At 69.1% G+C, this 21627-nt stretch carries 18 protein-coding genes; 10 read left to right on the forward strand and 8 right to left on the reverse strand.

Annotation, left to right across the window (positions count from 1 at the left end; genetic code table 11):
- The first annotated feature begins 355 nt into the window (after nucleotides 1-355).
- Nucleotides 356-1951 (forward strand): alkyl hydroperoxide reductase subunit F, encoded by a 1596-nt coding sequence (ahpF, locus tag ABNQ39_RS32225; RefSeq protein ID WP_376966215.1) that lies wholly within the window; start codon nucleotides 356-358, stop codon nucleotides 1949-1951.
- 75 nt (nucleotides 1952-2026) lie between these two features.
- On the opposite strand, the gene ABNQ39_RS32230 is transcribed toward ahpF, so the two are convergent.
- A complete protein-coding gene (locus ABNQ39_RS32230; protein ID WP_376966217.1) occupies nucleotides 2027-2389 on the reverse strand; it encodes a hypothetical protein in 363 nt (120 codons plus the stop codon).
- A 148-nt stretch (nucleotides 2390-2537) separates the two neighbouring features.
- Entirely contained in the window at nucleotides 2538-3554 is a 1017-nt protein-coding gene (locus tag ABNQ39_RS32235) for a LysR family transcriptional regulator (RefSeq protein WP_376966219.1), read from the reverse strand.
- A 1-nt stretch (nucleotide 3555) separates the two neighbouring features.
- On the opposite strand from ABNQ39_RS32235, the gene ABNQ39_RS32240 reads away from it, so the two are divergent.
- Nucleotides 3556-3879: a nuclear transport factor 2 family protein gene (locus ABNQ39_RS32240; protein ID WP_376966221.1), complete on the forward strand. Its 324-nt coding sequence runs from the start codon at nucleotides 3556-3558 to the stop codon at nucleotides 3877-3879.
- Nucleotides 3876-4655, forward strand: coding sequence for an SDR family oxidoreductase (locus ABNQ39_RS32245; RefSeq protein WP_376966223.1), 780 nt, complete (start codon nucleotides 3876-3878; stop codon nucleotides 4653-4655). The genes ABNQ39_RS32240 and ABNQ39_RS32245 overlap by 4 nt, the downstream gene beginning before the upstream one ends.
- A 27-nt stretch (nucleotides 4656-4682) precedes the next feature.
- Here ABNQ39_RS32245 and ABNQ39_RS32250 read toward each other — a convergent pair whose 3' ends face one another.
- From ABNQ39_RS32250 to ABNQ39_RS32260, 3 genes are all read right to left on the reverse strand, one after another.
- Nucleotides 4683-5654, reverse strand: a complete 972-nt coding sequence (locus ABNQ39_RS32250; RefSeq protein ID WP_376966225.1) for an endonuclease/exonuclease/phosphatase family protein — start codon at nucleotides 5652-5654, stop codon at nucleotides 4683-4685.
- Between the two features lie 68 nt (nucleotides 5655-5722).
- A complete protein-coding gene (locus ABNQ39_RS32255; RefSeq protein WP_376966227.1) occupies nucleotides 5723-6373 on the reverse strand; it encodes a chemotaxis protein in 651 nt (216 codons plus the stop codon).
- Between the two features lie 161 nt (nucleotides 6374-6534).
- Nucleotides 6535-7962: a D-alanyl-D-alanine carboxypeptidase/D-alanyl-D-alanine-endopeptidase gene (locus ABNQ39_RS32260; RefSeq protein ID WP_376966229.1), complete on the reverse strand. Its 1428-nt coding sequence runs from the start codon at nucleotides 7960-7962 to the stop codon at nucleotides 6535-6537.
- A 220-nt stretch (nucleotides 7963-8182) separates the two neighbouring features.
- On the opposite strand from ABNQ39_RS32260, the gene ABNQ39_RS32265 reads away from it, so the two are divergent.
- Nucleotides 8183-10066 (forward strand): FHA domain-containing protein, encoded by a 1884-nt coding sequence (locus ABNQ39_RS32265; protein WP_376966231.1) that lies wholly within the window; start codon nucleotides 8183-8185, stop codon nucleotides 10064-10066.
- Nucleotides 10067-10087: 21 nt separating this feature from the next.
- Here ABNQ39_RS32265 and ABNQ39_RS32270 read toward each other — a convergent pair whose 3' ends face one another.
- From ABNQ39_RS32270 to ABNQ39_RS32280, 3 genes are all read right to left on the reverse strand, one after another.
- Nucleotides 10088-11380: an MFS transporter gene (locus ABNQ39_RS32270; protein ID WP_376966233.1), complete on the reverse strand. Its 1293-nt coding sequence runs from the start codon at nucleotides 11378-11380 to the stop codon at nucleotides 10088-10090.
- A 246-nt stretch (nucleotides 11381-11626) separates the two neighbouring features.
- On the reverse strand, nucleotides 11627-12373 hold the full coding sequence (locus ABNQ39_RS32275) for a hypothetical protein (protein WP_376966235.1): 747 nt from the start codon (nucleotides 12371-12373) through the stop codon (nucleotides 11627-11629).
- Nucleotides 12374-12483: 110 nt separating this feature from the next.
- Nucleotides 12484-13521 (reverse strand): sensor histidine kinase, encoded by a 1038-nt coding sequence (locus ABNQ39_RS32280; RefSeq protein WP_376966237.1) that lies wholly within the window; start codon nucleotides 13519-13521, stop codon nucleotides 12484-12486.
- A 306-nt stretch (nucleotides 13522-13827) separates the two neighbouring features.
- On the opposite strand from ABNQ39_RS32280, the gene ABNQ39_RS32285 reads away from it, so the two are divergent.
- The 6 genes from ABNQ39_RS32285 (at nucleotide 13828) to ABNQ39_RS32310 (ending at nucleotide 21593) form a co-directional block, all read left to right on the forward strand.
- A complete protein-coding gene (locus ABNQ39_RS32285) occupies nucleotides 13828-14862 on the forward strand; it encodes an amino acid ABC transporter substrate-binding protein (RefSeq protein WP_376966239.1) in 1035 nt (344 codons plus the stop codon).
- A 67-nt stretch (nucleotides 14863-14929) separates the two neighbouring features.
- Nucleotides 14930-16087: an amino acid ABC transporter permease gene (locus tag ABNQ39_RS32290; RefSeq protein ID WP_376966241.1), complete on the forward strand. Its 1158-nt coding sequence runs from the start codon at nucleotides 14930-14932 to the stop codon at nucleotides 16085-16087.
- Nucleotides 16084-17259 carry an amino acid ABC transporter permease gene (locus ABNQ39_RS32295; protein ID WP_376966243.1) on the forward strand — a complete coding sequence of 392 codons (1176 nt, stop codon included), beginning with the start codon at nucleotides 16084-16086 and terminating at the stop codon, nucleotides 17257-17259. Before ABNQ39_RS32290 ends, ABNQ39_RS32295 begins: the two co-directional genes overlap by 4 nt.
- Before the next feature lie 20 nt (nucleotides 17260-17279).
- A complete protein-coding gene (locus tag ABNQ39_RS32300) occupies nucleotides 17280-18023 on the forward strand; it encodes an amino acid ABC transporter ATP-binding protein (RefSeq protein WP_012977697.1) in 744 nt (247 codons plus the stop codon).
- Between the two features lie 35 nt (nucleotides 18024-18058).
- Nucleotides 18059-18766 carry a response regulator gene (locus ABNQ39_RS32305; RefSeq protein WP_098735879.1) on the forward strand — a complete coding sequence of 236 codons (708 nt, stop codon included), beginning with the start codon at nucleotides 18059-18061 and terminating at the stop codon, nucleotides 18764-18766.
- 613 nt (nucleotides 18767-19379) lie between these two features.
- Complete coding sequence (locus ABNQ39_RS32310) at nucleotides 19380-21593, forward strand: methyl-accepting chemotaxis protein (RefSeq protein ID WP_376966246.1); 2214 nt, start codon at nucleotides 19380-19382, stop codon at nucleotides 21591-21593.
- The last annotated feature ends 34 nt before the right edge of the window (nucleotides 21594-21627 follow it).

The raw sequence follows: 21627 nt of genomic DNA on the forward strand, positions 1-21627 counted from the left end.
GCTCCCGCGGGTTTTGAAAACGAGTACCCTTGATCGGTCCCCATGAAGCAAGGGGGCCGGCCGCAAGGCAGGTTGTTACGGGCCGGCTTTCAGAAGCCCCCCGGTTCGGGTTCCGTCATCGGTTTCCCCATCCCCGCGAAGGCGGGCATCCAGGCGCGTTTTGTCGCAGACCTTTCAAAATCTGGATCCCCGCCTGCGCGGGGAGGACGATGACGTTCCGAACCCTCCGCTGTTTCAAAACCAGACCGCCCGCCCGACCGGCTCTTCCTGCTCGGGCCACAATTTGCTCCGCCCGGACCGCCGCGACACCACGCAGGCGATCCGCCCCGGACACGAGACGTTGGGAACGAAAGCCATGCTGGACGCCAATCTGAAGACGCAGTTGAAGGCCTATCTGGAGCGCATCACCCACCCGATCACCCTGGTGGCGTCGCTGGACGACGGTGCGAAGTCGCAGGAGATGCTGGGCCTGCTGGAGGACATCGCCTCGCTGTCCGGCAAGATCACGCTGGACCGCAACGGCGCCGACGCCCGCCGGCCCTCCTTCGCCATCAAGCGCGACGGCAGCGACATCGGCGTCGCCTTCGCCGGCCTGCCGATGGGGCACGAGTTCAACTCGCTGGTCCTGGCCCTGCTCCAGGTCGGCGGCCATCCGTCGAAGGAGTCGGAGGAGCTGCTGGAGCAGATCCGCACCCTCGACGGCGATTTCCGCTTCGAGACCTATTTCTCGCTGTCCTGCCAGAACTGCCCGGACGTGGTCCAGGCCCTGAACCTGATGAGCGCGCTGAACCCGCGGATCAAGCATGTCGCCATCGACGGCGCGCTGTTCCAGCAGGAGGTCGAGCAGCGTCAGGTGATGGCCGTCCCCACCGTCTTCCTGAACGGCGAGCCCTTCGCCCAGGGCCGGATGGACGTGGCGCAGATCGTCGCCAAGCTGGACACCGGCGCCGTCGCCCGCGCCGCCGAGAAGATCAAGGCCAAGGCGCCCTTCGAGGTGCTGGTGATCGGCGGCGGCCCCGCCGGCGCCGCGGCTGCCATCTACGCCGCCCGCAAGGGCATCCGCACCGGCGTGGCGGCCGAGCGGTTCGGCGGTCAGGTGCTCGACACCATGGCGATCGAGAACTTCATCTCGGTCTCGCATACCGAGGGGCCGAAGCTGGCCGCGGCGCTGGAACAGCACGTCAAGGACTATGAGGTCGACGTGATGAACCTGCAGACCGCCACCGCCCTGGTGCCGGCCACGCAGGAAGGCGGCCTGATCGAGGTGAAGCTGGCGAGCGGCGCCTCGCTGAAGTCCCGCACCGTAGTGCTGTCGACCGGCGCCCGCTGGCGCTCGATGAATGTGCCGGGCGAGGCGGAATACCGCAACAAGGGCGTCGCCTACTGCCCGCACTGCGATGGACCGCTGTTCAAGGGCAAGCGCGTGGCGGTGATCGGCGGCGGCAACTCCGGTGTGGAGGCGGCCATCGACCTCGCCGGCATCGTCTCGCACGTCACGCTGATCGAGTTCGACAGCCAGCTGCGTGCCGACGCGGTGTTGCAGCGCAAGCTGCACAGCCTGCCCAACGTCACCGTTCTGCTGTCGGCCCAGACCACCGAGGTGCATGGCGACGGCAACAAGGTGGTCGGCCTGTCCTACAAGGAGCGCAATAGCGGCGAGCTGAAGCGGGTCGATCTGGAAGGCATCTTCGTGCAGATCGGCCTGGTGCCGAACACCGAGTGGCTGAAGGGCACGCTGGCCCTGACCCCGCGCGGCGAGATCGAGGTGGACAACCGCGGCCAGACCTCGCTGCCCGGCGTGTTCGCCGCCGGCGACGCGACGACGGTGCCGTTCAAGCAGATCGTCATCGCCATGGGCGAGGGTGCCAAGGCTGGGCTCGCCGCCTTCGACCACCTGATCCGCACCGTGCCGGCCGAGGAACCCGCCCGCGAGTCCATCGCGGCTGAGTGACCGGTTCGAGATGAAAAAAGCCGGCGATCCCGCAAGGGGCCGCCGGCTTTTTTGCTGTTCGATTCGGTGAAGAGCCTACTTCTTCACCGCCGCCTTTTCCTTCTCCGCCGCATCCAGGATCCGCTGCAAGGCCTCGGTGCTCAGGGCCGAGTCCATCGTCAGGCTGTCCCCGAACTTGCGCAGCGCGCCGATAACGCGGCGGCGCGCGACGAACTCGTCGTCGCCCTGCTCGAACGGCTCGACTACCGGACCCTTGTAATAGCCGCCGCGGAAGCTCCACTGCCGGCGGCCGTCGGCGCGCCACTCGCTGCCGTCGGACAGCACCATGCAGCGCCCTCCTTCGGTGTAGCGCTCCACCGTGGCGATGGATTGCGGAATGGACTGGCCGCTGCGGATGGTCACGCGGTCGCCGACGCGGAAGCTGGCGGCAGTGAACATGCTGTCTCCCAAATCACACCTGCTGAATGGCGTTGGCCCTCTCAACCGGAGCGCAGCGCCGCAAAAATCCCGAAGACGCTGTTGTCCACCAGTTGCGCCCCCGAATCCAGCACCATGTCCGGCCAAGTGGCCGAACGCGGCGATGGGTTCAAGGCGAAGCACCCGGCTTCGCGCCGAGTTCACGGGCGAGGCCGATGAACGCCCTGAGGGCAGCCGAGGGATTGCGCCGTCCGGGATAGTAGAGGCAGAGCCCGGCACGCACCGGGGTCCAGCCGTCGAGCACACGGACGAGGCGGCCCGCCTCGATGTCGCCACGCACGTCCTGCTCCATGAAGAAGCCGAGGCCGATGCCTTCCAGGACGGCGGTCCGTGCGAGACTGGCCTCGTCCAGGGTGATCGGTCCGCGCACGTCGATCTGCGTCGCCTGCCCGTCCTTCTCGAACTGCCAGCGATACAGGGCCCCGTTCGGCAGGCGGACACGGATGCAGGGGTGGTTGAGCAGGTCGGGCGGGACACGGGGCTTCTCATGGCCCTCGAAATAGGACGGCGAGCCGACGACGGCATATCGCTGCGGGCGGCCCAGGGAAACCGCGATCATGTCGCTGGGCACGAGGTCGGCCACCCGGACACCCAGATCGAATCCTTCGGCGACGATGTCGACCAGCCGCCCCTCGGTGACGAGATCGACATGCACCTGCGGATTCCGGCGGAGGAACTCGAGAACGAGCGGCGAGAGGATTTCACGGGCCGCCATCGCGAACGCATTGATGCGAAGCGTGCCCGACGGCGTCGTCTGCTGCGACCGCACGGCTTCCAGGGCGCCGTGGACATCCTGCAACGCCGGACCGACCTGCTCGACGAACAGCCGTCCGGCATCGGTGAGCGAGACGCTCCGCGTCGTCCGATTGAACAGACGGACGCCCAGTTCCGCCTCGAGCTTCCTGACGGCGTTGCTGAGTGCGGTCGTGGACATGCCGAGATCGAGTGCCGCGGCACGGAACGAGCCCCTGCGCGCAATGGCGAAAACGGCGTCGAGATCGTTCAGGTCAGCCCGCGTCATTGTCCCGCAAAACGAAATTCGACATCCCATTTTATCCTGATTATCGAAACCGATGTCCACGCTCATCTTGAAAGGACAGAAGACATCCCGATCAGGAGACAGCACGATGACACTCCCTGCACCGATCCTGGCCTACATCGATGCCGACCGCAGGTGCGACGGCGCGGCACTGCTCGCCGCCTTCGCGCCCGACGCGGTCGTCAGGGATGAAGGGGGGTCCCATTCCGGCCACGACGCCATCGATGCGTGGTGGCATGCGGCGAAGGCCAAGTACGCCCATGTGATCGAACCGCTTGAACTGTCCGAGACGGACGGGGTCGCCAAGGTCCGTGCAAAGGTGTCCGGGCAATTCCCCGGCAGTCCCGCCACGCTGGTCTTCGCGTTCCGGATCGAGAGCGGGCGGATTGCCGGGCTGGAGATCGCCCCATGACCGGGTTCATCAGTCTTGAAGGCAAAAGAGCGCTCATCACCTCCGGCACGCGGGGAGCCGGTGCGGCCACCGTCGCCCTGTTCCGCGAGCTCGGCGCCCGCGTGCTGACCAGCGCCCGGTCCCGGCCGGACACGCTCGGCGAGGAGATGTTTGTCGGGGCCGACCTCACCACCGCGGAGGGCTGCGCCACGCTCGCCGCCGCGGTGCGCGAGCGGCTGGGCGGGGTCGACGTCATCGTCCACATGCTGGGCGGCTCGTCATCTCCGGCGGGCGGCTTCGCGGCGTTGGGCGACGCGGAGTGGGCCAGGGAACTCGATCTCAACCTGATGCCCGCCGTCAGGATCGACCGCGAACTCGTGCCGGCGATGGTGGCGCAGGGCCACGGCGCGGTCATCCACGTCACCTCCATCCAGCGCCAGTTGCCGCTGCCGGAGGCGACGACGGCCTATGCCGCCGCGAAGGCCGCGCTCTCGACCTACAGCAAGAGCCTTTCCAAGGAGATCTCACCCAAGGGCGTGCGCGTGGTACGCGTGTCCCCCGGCTGGATCGAGACCGAGGCGTCGGTAGGGCTGGCCGAGCGGCTCGCGAAGGAGGCCGGCACCGATTACGAAGGCGGCAAGCGGATCATCATGGACTCGCTCGGCGGCATTCCGATCGGCAGGCCATCCAAACCGGAAGACGTCGCGAACCTGATCGCCTTCCTCGCGTCCGACCGTGCCGGAACGATCACCGGCACGGAATACGTCATCGATGGCGGCACGGTTCCCACCGTGTGAGCCCCGTGTGCTCCAGCCGTTTGTGCCCTACAGCACGAAACCCGCCACCACCGGCGCATGGTAGCTGACCGGCGACGGCTCGTCGGCGTGCTCGACCTCGTCGGTCAGCTCCTCGTTGTGGATCGCCACGTCGTGCAGCAACTCCGTCAGCCGCGGCGAGGCCAGCAGATGGTCGAGCAGCACCGGCGTGCCGCCATGCAGCACGGTGTAGCGCCGCTCCTCCGGGATCGCCTGCTCCAGCGGCTCCAGCACGCGGTTGGCAAGCTCGGCATTGCCGGTGAAGTCGGGCCCGGCGCGGATGATGCGGACGGCGGTCTGCTCCAGATCGGCGTTGCAGTCGCCGGCCACCAGGATCAGCGCGTCGGGATCGGCGTCGAACAGCCGGTCCACCGCCATCCGCGTCTCCAGCGCCTGCCCCGCCCGCTTGATCGAAGCGAGATAGAAGCCCTCGGCCCAGCCGGCCGCCGTCTTCCAGATCTGGGCGCCGGCCTTCTGCCCCGGCACCGGCGCGGCGATGGGGGCCCGCAGATGCAGGTCGAACACATGCAGGATGCGGCCGTCCGGCATCTCGATTTCGGCATGCAGCACCGGCCGGTCCCAGCCGACCTCCGTCTCCCCCTCCGCCGCCGGATCGGCGGTGGCGAGCCGCACGCGGGCCGGCGGCACCAGATGATGGCGCAGCAGCCTCGCCACCCGGATCGGCCAGCGGCTGACGATCACCGGATTGTGGCGGTCGGCCGGCGACGCGGCGTCGCCCGCGGTGACGTGGTAGCCGGCATAGCGCGTGTCCTCCAGCAGCCGGGTCAGCGCACGCAGGATGCGCGGCTCGCTCTTCACCGGATGCTGGGCGTCGACCTCCTGAAGGCAGAGGATGTCGGCCTCCAGCCGTTCCAGCTGCGGGCGCAGCGTGGCGATCCGCGCCTCGAAGGGCGGCTCGTCGGCATCGTCGTCCAGGTTTTCCAGGTTGAAGGTGGCGATCCGGAACAGCGTGTCGGCCATGAAGGGCTCCGCGGAAGGACGGCGGGGTGGGAGCGCGCGGCGAGCGGGCGCACCCCCGGTCGAGCCTATCAGAACAGCTCGACGTCGCCTTCGATCCGCGTCCGGCCGAGATGCTCCATGTAGGACGACTCGTTGCGGGCGATCTCGTGCAGCGTCTCGCCGCCGATCAGCCGGCGCTGGCTGCGGCCGGTGGTGGGGAAGAAGCGGACGGCGCGCGGGGTGGCGCCGCCGACGTCCCAGCTGACGGTGGGGATGCCCTCCGTCGCCAGATACTCCATGACGAACTCGACGTTGCGCTGGCCGATGTTGGCGGTGCGCAGCGTGTTCAGGTTGACGTTGGCGCCGCCGAACAGCTTGGCGCGCAGCCGGTCGCGCCGGCCGGTGACGGCCAGCAGCCGGTTGATCAGATGCTCCATCGCCGTGGCGCCATAGCGCGACGACAGCGACAGCGTGTCACTTCCGGCGTCGGGCAGCAGGAAATGGTTCATCCCGCCGATCTCCGCCATCGGATCGTACAGGCAGGCGGCGACGCAGGAGCCCAGCGTGGTGGTGATAACGACGTTCGGGTCGTCGGTGACGACGCAGCCGCCGACGACGATGTTGACCACCTCCGCCCCCAGCCGGCGGTCGTGATAGCGGTTGGCGGCCACATCCTGACGTTCCAGCCGGCGGCGCAGGACGTTGCGCGCGGGTGAGGTGGCGGAACGGTCTGTCATCATCGGGTCGGGGGCTCTCGCTGCTGGTTGCCGACGCATATGGTCCGGATAGGCCCGCGATCAATCGACGCAGGCACGGCTTTTCTCAAATCGATTTCTCATCGAATCGACTTTGATCTGCATTTTACCGGTCGGGCTATCTTCTGTCCTATGACCTATCTCAGTCAATAGGTGAGAACCCAGCGTCCCAGCGTCTCGTCCTGCACCTTGCGGGCGGCGGCGGCCCAGCCGCGCGCCTCCGCCGGAATGGCGGTCACACGGCGGTCGAGCGCGGCGTCCAGCGCCGCCCGGCGTGCCGGATCGGCGATGAACAGGACGAAGCCGAGCCGCCGGCCGCTGGCCGTCGTCAACAGTCCCGCCAGCCCCTTTACATAGGCCAGCGTGCCCGTCTTGGCATGGACGCCGGAGGGCAGCGCCTTGCCATCCTCCTCCCCCGGCAGAAGCTCCCACAAGGCGGGTCCGCCGGCCCGCAGCAGCGCCGCCATCTGCCGCGGCGTGGCGCGCGACCCGGTGCCCAGCCCCGAATGGTTGGCAAGCCGCAGCCCGCGCCAGCCAGCCGCCACCTGCCCTGCCGCCTGCCCACCCGTCTCCATCGGCTGCCGCGTCAGCCAGCCCTGCAACAGCGCCGCCGAACGCTCCAGCGTCGCGACCGACGGGTCCAGCCGCTTCGAGGCCGCCAGCCCGATCACCTCCGCCGACAAATTGTTGGAATGGCGCAGCAGCCCGCGCGCCAACTCCGACAGCGGCAGGCTGTCCAGCACCGCCAGTATTGCTGCCCCGGCCGGCGCCCGCCCGACCTCGGGCAGCGGCAGGGCGATGCCGGCATCGCCGGTCAGCCGGCGGAACAGCGTGGCGGCGGCCAGCCCCGGCCGCGCCACCGGCACCCAGGCCCCTGCCGCCTCCCCGGCGGCCGGCGGCGCCATCAGCCAGCGGTCGGCGCCGTCCGGCAGCAGCGGAAAGCCCCCGGTCCCGGCCATCGGCCGCGCGGCGACGCTGTCCAGCGGCAGGCGCCCGGCATCGGCGACCGTCAGCACCTCCGGCCCGGCGCCGCCGCGCTTCCAGTTCAGCAGGGCGCGGTTGTAGTTCAGCGACAGCGCTCCGACCCCGGTGTTGTAGGGTGCGGCCCAGGGCTGCCCGGCGTCGATCTCCGCCAGATCGGGCAGCAGCGCCGTGTCGTACAGGAACCGTCCTTCCACCCGGCGCAGCCCGGCGGCGGCCAGCCCGCCCAGCAGCTGCACCAGCCCTTCCGTCGCCAGCGCCGGGTCGCCGCCGCCTTGCAAGATCAGATCGCCGCGCAGCACCCCGCCGGTCAGCGGTCCCGTCGCCAGCAGCCGGGTGGTGAAGCGATGGTCCGGCCCCAGCAGGGCCAGCGCCGCCGCCACCGTCGGCAGCTTCGCCACCGACGCCGGGATGAAGGGGGTGTCCGCCGCCCGCGACTCCAGCACGGTGCCGCTGCCCGGCTCGAACAGGATATAACCGACCGCGGAACTTTCTAAACCATTGGTGGTGGCCGCCAGGACCGGCAGCGGGTCCAACGCCGCCGTCAGGCCCAGCGATCCCAGCAGGCCGAGGAAGGGGCGGCGGCCCAGCATCGGACGGTTTCCAGGGCGGTTATCGGGCCGGTTATCGGGTCGGCTACCGGAGCGACGGATTGCGGTCACGGTTCGGGTCTTTCCGCTTCTGATGGAAGCTTTCATAAAGTATTTTGGGAAAAAATCGCCGGGAATCGCGAACAGGGACGTAGCCGGGCGGCGGTCGGAAAAGAGCGGTCCGACACGGGCAGGCCGGGGCGGCAGGCCAAAGGGGGACGGTATGGCGATGTCCAAGCGGCGCGAAGCGCGCTTCGAGGTGGTGGTCGAGCAGGGCGGCAAGCCCAACATCGACGGCGTCTTCGAAGACGAGAAGTCGGCGACGGAACGCGCCAACTTCCTGCTGCGCCTTGCCAAGTTCCCGGTGGTGCGCGTGGTGAAGGTCACCGGCACCGGGCGGGAAGAAACCATCTTCCAGAAGACGTCCTCCGGCGGCGCCAAGCTGACGACCATCTCGCCCATCGAGACGGCCACGCTGTGCACCGACGTGTTGCAGGTTTTCTCCTTCGACAGCCGGATGACCCTGCTGCGGCTGCTGCGCGGTTACTGGGACGACCAGGGCGTCATTCCGTCGGAGCAGCTCCACCGCTACTATCCGTTGCGCTACTTCGAACGCGAGGCTCTGCTGTTCAACCCGGCGGTCAGCCGGCTCGCCACCCTCCAGGCGCCGATGCTGGGGGTGAAACCGCACGAGCGCTACGACCAGATCATCCGCCTGTTCACCGCGCTGAAGGATCTCGCCCAGAAATCCGACACGCTCGCCCCCTTCGACCAGGCGCTGATGCGCGGCGGGATTTCCGGCCTGCTGCTGGCCGCCGTCGACCGCCCGGTGGAGGAGCGCGACCGCATCGTCACCCACGCCTTCGCCACCCTGCTGGAGCCGCACCGGGAATGGGGGGCCAAGCTGACCGCCGTCCTCCGCCTCCACCGGGAGGACGATGGCGAGAACACCCGGCTGGTGGATGAATTCTCCGCGGAGATCGTCGACGGGCGGGAGCCGATCCGCGCCCTGATCGGCTATGCGCCCGATCTCGCCTCCGCCCTGCTGGCCTTGCTGGCGGCGCTGCGCGGCGATCTGGACGACCGGTTGCCCCACACCGAACCGCTGCTGGCGCTGTCGAACGCGCTGGCGTCGGACGGAACCGGCTTCGGCTTCGCCCGCACGCGCGAGGCGCTGCTGCACCGCATCCGCGGCGGGCTGGACGGTCTGACCCCGCTGACCCGCAGCGGGGCGGCCAGCGATGCCCGCGCCTTTGCCGCCATCGTCGACGGCATGATCGCCTTCGACGGCTATATGGGCGGTCCGGCCATGGCCGAGTCGCTGACCCGCCGCGGCAAGACCGTGTGGGCCACCGGCGGCACCGACCTGCCCTTCGAGGAGACGATGGCGCGGCTGGCCGGCCGTTTCAACACGGCGGCGGGGCGGCTCGGCTATCTGCTCGACCTCGGCGCCAGCGCCTATGGCCACAAGAAGATCAGCACCGTCATCCAGCGCGTCGCCGACGAATTCAACCGGGTGAAGTCCGCGGCGGAGCTGGCCGCTCCCGGCGCCTCGCTCCAAGAGGTGCGCGAGGGGCTGGGCCGCCGCCTGCGCGCCGCCGGCATCCCGCGGGCGCTGGCCGACGGGCTGATCGCCAAGATCGCCGCCATCCCCGACGACCAGCGCGTGTCGATGACCGGCATCGGCGTGGTGACCGGCATGCGGACCGGAGCCGCACTGCATGCCCGGCCGACGGACATGACGGTCGACATGCAGGCCCCGCCTGCCCCGGCGCTGCGCCTGACGCTCAGCTACCAGGGCCGGACGGTGGCGGTGCCCGATGCCGGCGGCGATCTGGTGATCGGACGCGGGGCGGATTGCGGCATCATGCTGGACCACGCCTCCGCCTCGCGCCGGCATGCCATGATCCGGCTGCGCGACGGGGTCTTCACGCTGGAGGATCTGAGCCGCAACGGCACCCGTCTGGTGCCGCAGGCCGGCGAGCAGCGCCTGCTGAAGATGGGCGACGTGGCGCCGCTGTCCGGCCGGGGCGAGATCGTCATCGGCTCCCTCGACCTCGGCGAACATCCGGCACGCATCGCCTGGAGCGTGGCCGGGGGGCGCTGACTTCCTGACGATACCGGGGGGTCAGTCCCCGGCGCAGGCCTCGGCCAGCCGGGACTCGGACTTCAGCGACTCGGACTTCAGCGAGTCAGCCGCGCGGCTGGCGGCCCGCTTGGCCGTCGCCCGGTCGTCCAGCAGCGCCACCGCCCACACCGCCAGACCGCCCAGCGCCAGCGCCGCACCGACCCAGCCGGTGGAGGTCCAGCCCCAGCCGGCGGCGATCGCCATGCCGCCCAGCCAGGGGCCGAGCGCGTTGGCGGCGTTGAAGGCGCTGTGGTTCAGCGCGGCGGCCAGCGTCTGCGCATCCTCCGCCACATCCATCAGCCGGGCCTGCAGGGGCGTGCCGAGACCGCCGCCGCAGCCGATCATGAAGACGACGATGGACACCAGCCACACATTGCCGGCGGCGAAGGGATAGAGCGCCAGCGACCCGGCGCTCCACAGCAGGGTGAAGGCGACGGTCGGCATCAGGGCGCGGTCGGCGGCCCAGGCGCTGACCAGCGTGCCGACGGTCATGCCGGACCCGAACACCGCCAGCACGACCGGCACCATCGCCGGCGACACCTGCGTCACCTCCATCAGGGTGGAGGCGACATAGGTGTAGACCGCGAACATGCCGCCGAAGCCGATGGCACCGATGCCCAGCGTCAGCCAGACCTGACGCCGCTTGAGCGCGCCCAGTTCGCGCAGCGGGCTGGCATCCGGGTGCGGCCGGTCGTTGGGGGCGAGGAACCAGACCAGCACGACGGTCAGCAGGGCCAGCAGCCCGACCACGCCGAAGCCCCAGCGCCAGCCCAGCACCTGCCCGATCCAGTTCGCCATCGGCACGCCGATGACGGTCGCCACCGTCAGCCCCAGCATGGTCCGCGCCACCGCCTGCGCCCGGCGCTGCGGCGGCACCAGCGAGGCGGCGACCAGGGCCGCGACGCCGAAATAGGCGCCGTGCGGCAGCCCGCTCATGAAGCGGAAGGCCAGCATCCAGCCATAGGAGGGCGAAAAGGCGCTGGCAACATTTGCGGCGGCGAAGACCGCCATCAGCCCGATCAGCAGGGTCCGCCGCGCCACCCGCGCCGCCAGCACCGCGATCACCGGCGCGCCCACCACCACGCCCAGCGCATAGGCGCTGATGACATGGCCGGCGGTCGGCTCGTCGATGCCCAACCCGCTGGCGAAGTAGGGCAGCAGGCTCATGGTCGCGAATTCGGTCGTCCCGATGGCGAATCCACCCATGGCGAGCGCCAGCAGCACCAGACCGGGATGGGCCGAGGCCAGCTGTGCCTCGGCACGCAGGTCGCCGTGATGGCCGGCAGACGCCATTGTCGTTTCTCCGCTGTCGCGCTGGGTCAAGGAATGCAAAGCCCGGCGGCAGGGGAATCGAAAGCAACCGGGGCAGGGTCAGGGTCAGGGTCAGGGTCAGGGTCAGGGTCAGGGTCAGGGTCAGGATATTTGCCTACCCCCCACTGAGGCAATCCGCCGCAGGCCGTTAATTCCGCAGGTGCGAAATGACCGGCGGGCATGGCTTATGCCCTCTCTCCCCCGGGGAGAGAGGGCCTTCACGCACCGTTACAGCAGGTCCTTGAACAGCGGCATCTCCGCCGCCTTGTCCCGCTTGCGCGCCTTCTTCGGCTTGGCCGCTTCCGGCTGCTCCAGCGGCAACTCCGGCGCTGCCATCGGCATCGGCGGTTCGGCAGCGGGCGGTTCGACAGCGGGCGGCTTGGCAGTGGACGGCTTAGCGGCGCGGGGTTTGGCAGCGCGCGGTTTGGCGACCGGTTCCACGGGAACCGGCGGCGCGGGCTCCGGCGCGACGACGACTTCCGGCTCCGCCGACGGCACGGGCGGCTGCACGGCCGGCTCGACTTGCGGCTCCACCGGCGCCACCACCTCGGGCGGCAAAGCGGGAGCCACGTCCGGTGCCGCCTCGGCCTCGGGCTTCGCCGTCTTCTTCCGGGACGGCCGGCGCGGCGGGATGCCGACGCCTTCCTTGGCGCGCTGCTTGGCCTGGTCGCGGGCCTGCGCCTCCGGGGCGGCAGGGTCTTCGCTCAGCCATTTGCGGCGTTTGATGACCTCGTTCACCCGGCCCTGGTTCACCCCCAGCTGGAAGGCGATCTCCTGCTGGGTCATGTTGGTGGTCTCGTGCAGGTGCAGGATCTCGGTCGCCAGCTCCGGAGTCATCTTGCGCCCGGTCAGGCGGCGCGCCGGCCGGACGGAACGCTGGGAGCGGTCGCGCGCCCGCAGGGACTCCAGGATCTCCAGCGCGGCCGTGTTGCCCGACGCCTTCAATGCGTCCTCGAATTCCTTCAGCGTCGCCATAATCCCTCCCCTGCTTTCCCCTGCCCGTCCCCGCAGCAACCGGCAAGATCACAGATAGTTCTTCCGATGGCGACGGAAAAGCCGCGATCTCAGTCGGTGCAGATGCCGCATCAGGCGGGAAAATGCAATTCGATCCGCGTGCCGGTGCCGCCGGCAAGGCCATTTGCGGGGCCATGGCTCAGCCGGCCGGACAGCTGGGCGGCCAGACTCTGGATGATCTTCCAGCCCAGGCTGGGCAACCGCTGCACGTCGAAGCCGTCCGGCAGGCCGACTCCATCGTCCACCACCAGCAGACGCAGCTGGCCGGGCTGGTCCGGCAGCTCGGTCAGTTCGATGGTGACGGTGCCGCCGTCGCGGCCGGCGAAGGCGTGCTTCAAGCTGTTGGTCAGCGCCTCCACGATCAGCATGGCCAGCGCCAGCAGCCGCTCGGGCGACTGCGGTGCCGCCTGCACGGTCACGCGGCAGGTGACGCCGGACATGCCGGCCGCCGCCAGCATGTCCCGGCACAGCCCGTCGATGTGGCTGCCGAAATCGTCGCCGGATCGCGGGTCGTGCAGGCGCCGGTGCACCCGCGCCATGGTGTCGAGCCGCCGCTCCGCCTCCTCCAGCGCCGCCATCGCGGCGTCCGGCGACCGGTCGATGGACCGCCGTTGCAGGGAGAGCAGGGCGGAGACGAACTGCATGTTGTTGGCGACGCGGTGTTGCAGCTCGTGGAACATGGTGGTCTGCGCCTCCAGCAGGGAGGCGGTGCGGCCCCGCTCCTCCTGCAACCGGGCCAGCGTCACCTGCATGCCGTGGATCAGCGCGATGTCCACCGCGACCACCACCGCATAGAAGCCCAGCGCCACCCCGACCGAGGCATCGAGGGCGAAGGAATGGTAGGGCGGAATGAAGAAATACCAGGCCGCCAGTCCGGACAGCACCGCCGTCGCCACCCCCGGCCCCCGACCAGCCATGAAGGTGGTCACGATCACCGCCGGGAAGAAGGTGAGATAGGGAAAGCCGGTGGGCAGGGTGCTGTCGGCGGCCTGCCGCACCAGCAGGGCTGCAACGAAGATCAGCAGCGCTGCGCCGTAGCGCGGCAGCGGACCGTGCCGCAGCAGCGAAAAGCGCGCGACCCACTGCCAGACCGGCCGATCGGACCCCATTGCCTCCATGACTCCCAGAACTCCCGGCGCACACATATGACCGGCACCCATCGCTTGTAAGGGCATGGGGAAGCCCGTGCACGTGAAATATCAGTAGGCTTCCGTGACCATCGGCGGGCGAAGCCCGGCCATCGCCTTCGCCGCGTGCGCAGTCCATCTGTCCAAAGCTGTTCACATCTTCGCCACATCCGTTCATGACGGGCGGGCACTTTGTTCAATCCACGGAGCGATTGTGGCGGCATGCGGCGGCCGGAGCCCCCTGCCCCGGCGCCCAACGAACCACCAAGGCTGAAGGAGCCCCGCCCCGTGAAGTCCCCTCTGAGCGCGCTCGCCATCGCGGCCACCCTGTCCGTTTCCGCCCTCGCCATTTCCGGCACCGCCCAGGCCGGCGCCACCTTCGACGGCGTGAAGCAGAAGGGCTACGTCCAGTGCGGCGTCAACCTGGGCCTGTACGGCTTCTCCGCCCCGGATGACAAGGGCAAGTGGTCGGGCCTCGACGTCGACATGTGCCGCGCCGTCGCCGCCGCCATGTTCGGCGATGCCGAAAAGGTGAAGTACACCCCGCTGTCGGCGCAGCAGCGCCTGCCGGCGCTCCAGTCCGGCGAGATCGACCTGCTGGCCCGCAACACCACCCGCACCCTGACCCGCGACACCGCCAACGGCCTGAACTTCGCGCCGACCAACTATTTCGACGGCCAGGGCTTCATGGTGTCGGCCAAGCTCGGGCTGAAGAGCGCCAAGCAGCTGAACGGCGCCACCGTCTGCGTCCTGCCCGGCACCACGACCGAGCAGAACGTGTCGGATTACTTCCGCGCCAACAAGATGACCTTCAAGCCGGTCGTCATCGAGAAGAACGAGGAGCTGAACAAGGCCTTCTTCGCCGGCCGCTGCGACGCCCTGACCTCCGACGCCTCCCAGCTGGCCGCCATCCGCGCCGCCGAGGTGCAGAACCCCAACGACTACGTCATCCTGCCCGAGCTGATCTCGAAGGAGCCGCTGTCCCCGGCCGTGCGCCAGGGCGACGAGGAATGGATGAACCTGGTCACCTGGGCCTTCTACGCCATGGTCCAGGCCGAGGAGAAGGGCCTGACGTCGGAGACCGTCGACGCCGCCATGACCTCGCCCGATCCGGACGTGAAGCGCCTGCTGGGCGTCACCGCCGGCAACGGCAAGGCGCTGGGCGTCGAGGAGAACTGGGCCTACGCCATCATCAAGCAGGTCGGCAACTACGCCCAGAGCTATGAGCGCAACGTCGGCTCGGGCTCCAAGCTGAAGATGCCGCGCGGCCAGAACGCCCTCTACACCGAAGGCGGCCTGATGTACGCCCCGCCGATGAAGTAAGGGCGCCCTCCCTCTCTTCCCCTTCCGGGGGAAGAGAGGGCCTTTCACCCCCGCACGGAGCAACACCATGACAAACCCGGTCCAGGCGCTGAATTCCGCGCGCGTGCGGGGGTGGCTGTATCAGGCTCTGTTCCTGGCCTGCGCCCTCGCCGTCGCCTGGTATCTCGTCTCCAACACCCTGACCAACCTCGCCACCCGCGGCGTCGCCACCGGTTTCGGCTTCCTGCACCGCGAGGCCGGCTTCGAGATCGGCGAGAGCCTCCTGCCCTATTCCGCCTCCGACACCTATCTGACGGCCCTGGTGGTCGGCCTCTTGAACACGCTGGCGGTGTCGGCCGCCGGTGTCGTGCTGGCGAGCGTGCTGGGCGTGCTGATCGGCATCGGGCGGCTGTCGTCCAATTGGATGGTGAACCGCTTCGCCACCCTGTATGTCGAGACGGTCCGCAACGTGCCGCTGCTCTTGCAGCTGGTGGTCTGGTACACGATCCTGAACCGGCTCCCCAGCCCGCGCGAGGCGCTGGAGGTGTTGCCGGGCATCTTCCTCAGCAACCGCGGCATGAAGTTCCCGGTCCTGGTGGAGCATGCCGGCCATGGCTGGATCCTGCTGGCGCTGGTCGCCGGCATCGCCGCCGCCATCGCCGTCGTCCGCTACGCCCGCCGCCGCCGCGAGACCACCGGCAAGCCCTTCCCGACCCTGCCGGCCGCCATCGCCGCCCTGCTGCTGCCGCCGGCCCTGGCCTTCATCGTCACCGGCGCCCCGCTGGCCTTCGACGTGCCGGCATTGGCCGGTTTCAACTTCGAGGGCGGCGGCTCGGTCACCCCGGAATTCACCGCGCTGCTGATCGGCCTGTCGGTCTACACCGCCGGCTTCATCGCCGAGATCGTGCGCTCCGGCATCCTCGCCGTGCCGCACGGCCAGACCGAGGCCGGGCTGGCGCTGGGCCTGTCGCCGGGCAAGATCCTGCGCCTCGTCATCCTGCCGCAGGCGCTGCGCGTCATCGTGCCGCCGCTGACCAGCCAGTATCTGAACCTGACCAAGAACAGCTCGCTGGCCGTCGCCATCGGCTATCCGGATCTGGTCAGCGTCTCCAACACCTCGGCCAACCAGACCGGTCAGGTGGTGGAGGCGGTGGCGATGATGATGCTCGTCTATCTCATCATCAGCCTCGCGATTTCCGGCTTCATGAACTGGTACAACCGCCGCGTGGCTCTGGTGACCCGATGAGCAAGCACTCCCCGGCCGATCAGGCCCCGATCCCCACCGGTCCCGTCTCCCCCGCCCGCTGGGCCGCCTCTTATGAAGAGGAGCCGACCCAGGCCTCCGCCCCGCCGCAGGCCAACGGCATGACGGCGCTGAAGCCCTTCGGCTGGGCCAAGGACAACCTCTTCAACACGCCGCTGAACACGGCGCTGACGCTGGCCTGCCTGTTCCTGCTGTGGCTGGTGGTGCCGCCGATGGCGAACTGGCTGCTGCTGAACGCCAGCTGGTCCGGCTCGTCGGAGGCCTGCCGCGAGGCGGCCGGCGCCTGCTGGTCGGTGATCGTGGTCAAGCACCGGCTGATCTTCTTCGGCACCTACCCCTATGACGAGCAGTGGCGCCCCTTCCTGGCCTGCGCCCTGTTCGTGGCGATGCTGGGGGCCAGCGGCGTGCGCGCCTTCTGGCGGCCCTGGCTGGCCGTCGCCTGGGCGCTGACGCTGGTCGGCATGGGCGTGCTGATGTGGGGCGGCGTCGCCGGCCTCACCTATGTGCCGAACGACCGTTGGGGCGGGCTGCCGATCACGCTGATGCTGTCGGTCTTCTCCATCGCTCTCGCCTTCCCGCTGTCGATCCTGCTGGCGCTGGGCCGCCAGTCCTCGCTGCCGGCCATCCGCACCTTCTGCGTCGGCTTCATCGAGACGATGCGCGGCGTGCCGCTGGTCAGCGTGCTGTTCATGGCCTCGGTGATGTTCCCGCTGTTCCTGCCGGAAGGCGTCACGGTCGACAAGCTGCTGCGCGCTCTCGCCGGCATGACGCTGTTCACCGCCGCCTATCTGGCCGAGGCCGTGCGCGGCGGCCTCCAGGCGATCCCCAAGGGCCAGTACGAGGCCGCCGACGCCCTCGGCCTCAGCTACTGGCAGAAGACGATGCTGATCGTCCTGCCGCAGGCCCTGCGCATCGTCATCCCGCCCATCGTCAACCAGTTCATCAGCGCCTTCAAGGACACCTCGCTGGTCACCATCGTCGGCCTGTACGACCTGCTGACCGCCGCCACCGTGGCGACGACCGACCCCGAATGGCGCCCCTACTTCGCCGAGGTCTATGTCTTCGCCGGGCTGATGTTCTGGATCTTCTGCTTCAGCATGTCGCGCTACAGCCAGTGGCTGGAGCGTCTGGCCAACCGCTACACCCGCCGCTGACCGGCTCTGGAGACCGAAAAATGACCGCCAACGCCATCATCGAACTCCGCAAGGTCGGCAAGTGGTACGCCAGCTACCACGCGCTGCGCGACGTCAGCATCAGCATCGGCAAGGGTGAGAAGGTCGTCGTCTGCGGACCCTCCGGCTCGGGCAAGTCGACGATGATCCGCTGCATCAACCGGCTCGAAGCGCACCAGACCGGCCACATCATCGTCGACGGCATCGAGCTGACCGACGACGTCAAGGCGGTGGAGAAGATCCGCCGCAAAGTCGGCATGGTGTTCCAGAATTTCAACCTGTTCCCGCACCTGACGGTGCTCCAGAACCTGACGCTGGCCCCGATCTGGGTCCGCGGCATGGCGAAGTCCGAGATCGAGGAAATCGCCATGATGTACCTGAAGCGGGTGCGCATCCCCGACCAGGCGCACAAGTTCCCCGGCCAGCTGTCCGGCGGCCAGCAGCAGCGCGTCGCCATCGCCCGCGCCCTGTGCATGCGCCCGGAGATCATGCTGTTCGACGAGCCGACCTCGGCCCTTGACCCCGAAATGGTCAAGGAGGTGCTGGACGTCATGACCGAGCTGGCCGGCGAGGGCATGACCATGGTCTGCGTCACCCACGAAATGGGCTTCGCCCGGCAGGTCGCCGACTCTATTGTCTTCATGGCCGAAGGCTCGATCATCGAGAGCGGGTCGCCGGCCGAATTCTTCGAAAACCCGAAAAGCGAGCGCACCCGCCAGTTCCTGGGCCAGATCCTGGAGCATTGAGGCTTACGGCGCGCTGAGAGGCGGACAAGAGGGTCATGGCGGCGACCATTGCCATCACCGACGACGACGCGGTGACGCGCGAGACGCTGAAGTCCTATCTGACGGATGAGGGCTTCGACGTCCTGCTGGCCCGAAGTGCGGAGGAGCTGAAGGATCTGCTGGCGGCGGCGTCGGTGGACGTGGTGCTGCTCGACATCCGGCTGCCGCGCCAGGATGGGCTGACCCTGACCCGCGAGCTTCGCGCGGTGTCGGAGATCGGCATCATCCTGGTCAGCAGCCGGGCGGAGAAGCTGGACCGCATCATCGGGCTGGAGATGGGGGCCGACGACTACATCGCGAAGCCCTTCGAGCCGCGCGAGATCCTGGCCCGGGTGCGGAACCTGCTGCGCCGGCTGAAGGCGCCGGGCGACCAGCGCGACGACCGCCGGCGCTGCTTCTCCGGCTGGACGCTGTGGCTCGACCGCATGCGCCTGACCGACCCGCAGGGCAACCCGGTGCGGCTAACCGGCGCGGAGTTCGAGCTGCTGTCGACCTTCGTCTGCAACCCCGGCCGGGTGATGAACCGCGACTACCTGCTGACGGCGACGACGCGGCGCAAGACGGACGCCACCGACCGCACCATCGACAGCCTGGTCCGCCGCCTGCGCCGCCTGATCGAGACCGATCCGGCGGACCCGAGGTTGATCGTCACCGTCCACGGCACGGGCTACCTGTTCGCCGGCGACGTCACGCAGGATGGATGAACACGCCCTCTCCCGCCCTTCGGGTCCCCTCTCCCCCCCGGGGAGAGGGTTAGGGTGAGGGGGTCGCGCGGCGAGGATTCCCAAGAACCGCGCAGCCTCATTCGCCACCAAATCCCCCCCGCATCCCCCTCACCCCGGCCCTCTCCCCGCTTTCGGCGGACCTTTGGTCCGCCTGTCGCGTCAGCGCAAACGAAGTTTGCGCGTGAGCGGGGGGGAGAGGGCGACACACCCAACCCCGAGCAAACTCCCCCGTCGCTTCAGTCTCGCGGCGGCCACGCGCTCGGCAGCCTGGGCCACGGAAATCGCGAAATTTTTTCGCGCGCTTCCGTGGCCCATTTTTTATGCATCGACGCGGGCAACCAGCCTACTCCGAAGTCAATTCACCACATCCGGTTGCTTTTCATCTTGCCGAATTCCTCCCAGGGAAAGTCATAGGCGGTCCATCCGCCCAAAATTCCGCCTGTTTTCTTGCACCGTTCATCGCCGCTTGCCTCAAATGCAAACGAAAAGACACGAACTGTTCACAAATGAACGCTAAACCGTTCAAAGGGCCCTGCGACGATGTGCGTGTAGCAATCCGTTGAAACCGTTCACTGGCGGCGGGGGTTTGGGCATGACGGCGATCTCGACGAATGCGGGCGGCACCCTGGACGATGGCGGTGCGCGCCACCGCTTCTGGACCCTGCGCCGCGCCATGGTGTCGGTGGTGGGCGTGCTGGTGGCGGTGCTGATCGCCAGCCAGGCCTGGGTGTCGCAGCGTTACACCGACTTCGCGCTGACCACCTTCAACAGCAGCGCGGCGGCCACCCTGCGGGTTCTCGCCAACGACCGCATCCGCAAGAACTACACGGACTGGCTCCAGGGCCATGCCAACGAATGGAGCCGCGACGCCTTTCTGGTCGACAGCATCAACCAGAAGGACCCGGCCAAGACGATGCTGGCGCTGAAGAACATCAACGCGCGGCCCGTGGTGGTCGACCGCGAGGTGCGGCTGGTCTCGGTCGCCGTCTATGACGCCGACATGGCCCGCATCGCCGCCACCGGCGGGGAGCAGGACAGCGTCGCCACCGTCGCCCCGCTGTTCGAGGCGCTGAAGACCCGCGACATCGCCGACAAGCGCCGACCGGCCAGCCTGCTGTGGCGCGACGGCCAGGGCCGGCCGCTGTTCAGCATGATCGTCCCCATCGGCGGCTTCCGCGTCCTGGGCTTCCTGGAGGTGGTGACCGATCCCCTGCCCGCCCTGTCCAACCTCGGCGCGGTGCTGGACGCCGACATCCGCATCACCGACGCCAAGGGCGGCGTGCTGTTCGAGGCCAAGGGCGGCGAGCCGTCGGCCCATGCGCAGCTCTCCACCACCACCGTGTCGCTCGGCGGCGACGGCGGGCTGCCCTGGGCGACGGCGGAGATCTCGCGCGACGTGTCGGACTTCGTCGACGCGACCGAGGCCCTGCGCAACGACGCCCTCAAGATGGTCGCCGCCTTCGCGCTGGCCGTCGCCATCGCCGCCGCCCTGCTGCTGCGCGTCGCCGTCATCGCCAACCTGCGCAAGTTCGCCCGCGCCATGGAGCAGATCGCCGCCGGCGACCTGTCCATCGAGGTTCCCCGCACCGGCCGCGACGAGCTGGCGGTGATGGCCGCCGCGCTCCGCCGCCTGCGCGGCAGCGTCGAGCAGGTGCTGCTGATGAAGCGGATGGTCGACAGCAGCCCGGTGCCGACCGCCCTGCTGCGCACAGATGGTCAGGTAGGGTTCGTCAATCCCGCCGCCCGGAGCTTCTGCGAGGCGCACGGCATCGACCCGGCCGGCCCCGACCTGCTGGCCCAGGGGCCGGACTTCACCGCCGCCTGCACCGACCCCGCCCGCCCGCCGATCCCGCGCCGCACCCTGACCGTGGACGAAACGACGGTGGAGGCCCATGTCGACACCGTCTTCGACGACCAGGGCAACGTGCTGGGCAAGACCCTGTCCTGGACCGACGTGACCGAGCAGATGCGCTCCGCCGCGCTCGCCCGCCAGCTGATGGAGGACGTGCATCAGGTGGCGTCGGGCGTCGCCACCCAGTCGGGCCAGCTGCGTGAGCTGGCCGACGCGCTGCGCCGCGAATCGTCCGGCACAATCGACAGCACCGTCAGCGCCGGCAGCTTCGTCGCCGAGAGCAACCGCAACGCCAACACCTGCAACGACAGCGCCGGGGTGCTGATGGACACCATCGGCACCGTCTCCAGCCTGACGAGCGAGGCGGCAGGCGTGGTCGGCGACACGCTGGGCGAGCTGACCGCCGCCCGCGAGGTGGTCGGCCAGCTGGGCGAGAACACCGAGCAGATCCGCCGCATCGTCGACGTCATCACCAGCATCGCCCACCAGACCAAGCTCTTGGCGCTGAACGCCACCATCGAGGCGGCGGTCGCCGGCGAGGCGGGCCGCGGCTTTGCCGTGGTGGCGGCGGAGGTGAAGAAGCTGGCGGAGGAGACCGCCAACGCCACCGTGCAGATCGCCAGTTCGGTCAGCGCCATCAACGGCAGCATCCAGAACACCGTCGGCACCTTCGCCCGCATCTCCGGCTCGGTCGAGCGCATCAGCGAAGTGCAGGAGCTGATCGGCGGCGCGGTGGCGCGCCAGACCGACTCCTCCACCGACATCCGCAACCGCGTCGGCGTGATCGCCGGCAACACCGGCGAGGTGGCGAGCCTGATCGACGGCGTCAGCGCCCAGGCCGCCCGCACCGGCGACATCGCCGCCTCGCTGACCGAGACGGCGAACACGCTGGCCGAGGAAGCCGCTTCGCTGCATAGTCTGCTCGGCACGCTGCGCGCCGGGCAGGCGGCCTGATCCCGCCCGCCGCGGAGGTGCGGCTGCTGAGGCT

It is taken from the genome of Azospirillum sp. A26, assembly GCF_042604635.1.
Classification (GTDB): Bacteria; Pseudomonadota; Alphaproteobacteria; order Azospirillales; family Azospirillaceae; genus Azospirillum; species Azospirillum palustre.

Bases quoted from the DNA above. Each gene is read 5' to 3' on its own strand.
- ABNQ39_RS32280 (WP_376966237.1), bottom strand. From the start codon at position 13,521: ATGGGGTCCGATCGGCCGGTCTGGCAGTGGGTCGCGCGCTTTTCGCTG.
- ABNQ39_RS32310 (WP_376966246.1), top strand. From the start codon at position 19,380: ATGACGGCGATCTCGACGAATGCGGGCGGCACCCTGGACGATGGCGGT.
- ABNQ39_RS32240 (WP_376966221.1), top strand. From the start codon at position 3,556: ATGACACTCCCTGCACCGATCCTGGCCTACATCGATGCCGACCGCAGG.
- ABNQ39_RS32265 (WP_376966231.1), top strand. From the start codon at position 8,183: ATGGCGATGTCCAAGCGGCGCGAAGCGCGCTTCGAGGTGGTGGTCGAG.
- ABNQ39_RS32230 (WP_376966217.1), bottom strand. From the start codon at position 2,389: ATGTTCACTGCCGCCAGCTTCCGCGTCGGCGACCGCGTGACCATCCGC.
- ABNQ39_RS32295 (WP_376966243.1), top strand. From the start codon at position 16,084: ATGAGCAAGCACTCCCCGGCCGATCAGGCCCCGATCCCCACCGGTCCC.
- ABNQ39_RS32290 (WP_376966241.1), top strand. From the start codon at position 14,930: ATGACAAACCCGGTCCAGGCGCTGAATTCCGCGCGCGTGCGGGGGTGG.
- ABNQ39_RS32275 (WP_376966235.1), bottom strand. From the start codon at position 12,373: ATGGCGACGCTGAAGGAATTCGAGGACGCATTGAAGGCGTCGGGCAAC.
- ABNQ39_RS32255 (WP_376966227.1), bottom strand. From the start codon at position 6,373: ATGATGACAGACCGTTCCGCCACCTCACCCGCGCGCAACGTCCTGCGC.
- ABNQ39_RS32250 (WP_376966225.1), bottom strand. From the start codon at position 5,654: ATGGCCGACACGCTGTTCCGGATCGCCACCTTCAACCTGGAAAACCTG.
- ABNQ39_RS32260 (WP_376966229.1), bottom strand. From the start codon at position 7,962: ATGCTGGGCCGCCGCCCCTTCCTCGGCCTGCTGGGATCGCTGGGCCTG.
- ABNQ39_RS32305 (WP_098735879.1), top strand. From the start codon at position 18,059: ATGGCGGCGACCATTGCCATCACCGACGACGACGCGGTGACGCGCGAG.
- ahpF (WP_376966215.1), top strand. From the start codon at position 356: ATGCTGGACGCCAATCTGAAGACGCAGTTGAAGGCCTATCTGGAGCGC.
- ABNQ39_RS32245 (WP_376966223.1), top strand. From the start codon at position 3,876: ATGACCGGGTTCATCAGTCTTGAAGGCAAAAGAGCGCTCATCACCTCC.
- ABNQ39_RS32300 (WP_012977697.1), top strand. From the start codon at position 17,280: ATGACCGCCAACGCCATCATCGAACTCCGCAAGGTCGGCAAGTGGTAC.
- ABNQ39_RS32270 (WP_376966233.1), bottom strand. From the start codon at position 11,380: ATGGCGTCTGCCGGCCATCACGGCGACCTGCGTGCCGAGGCACAGCTG.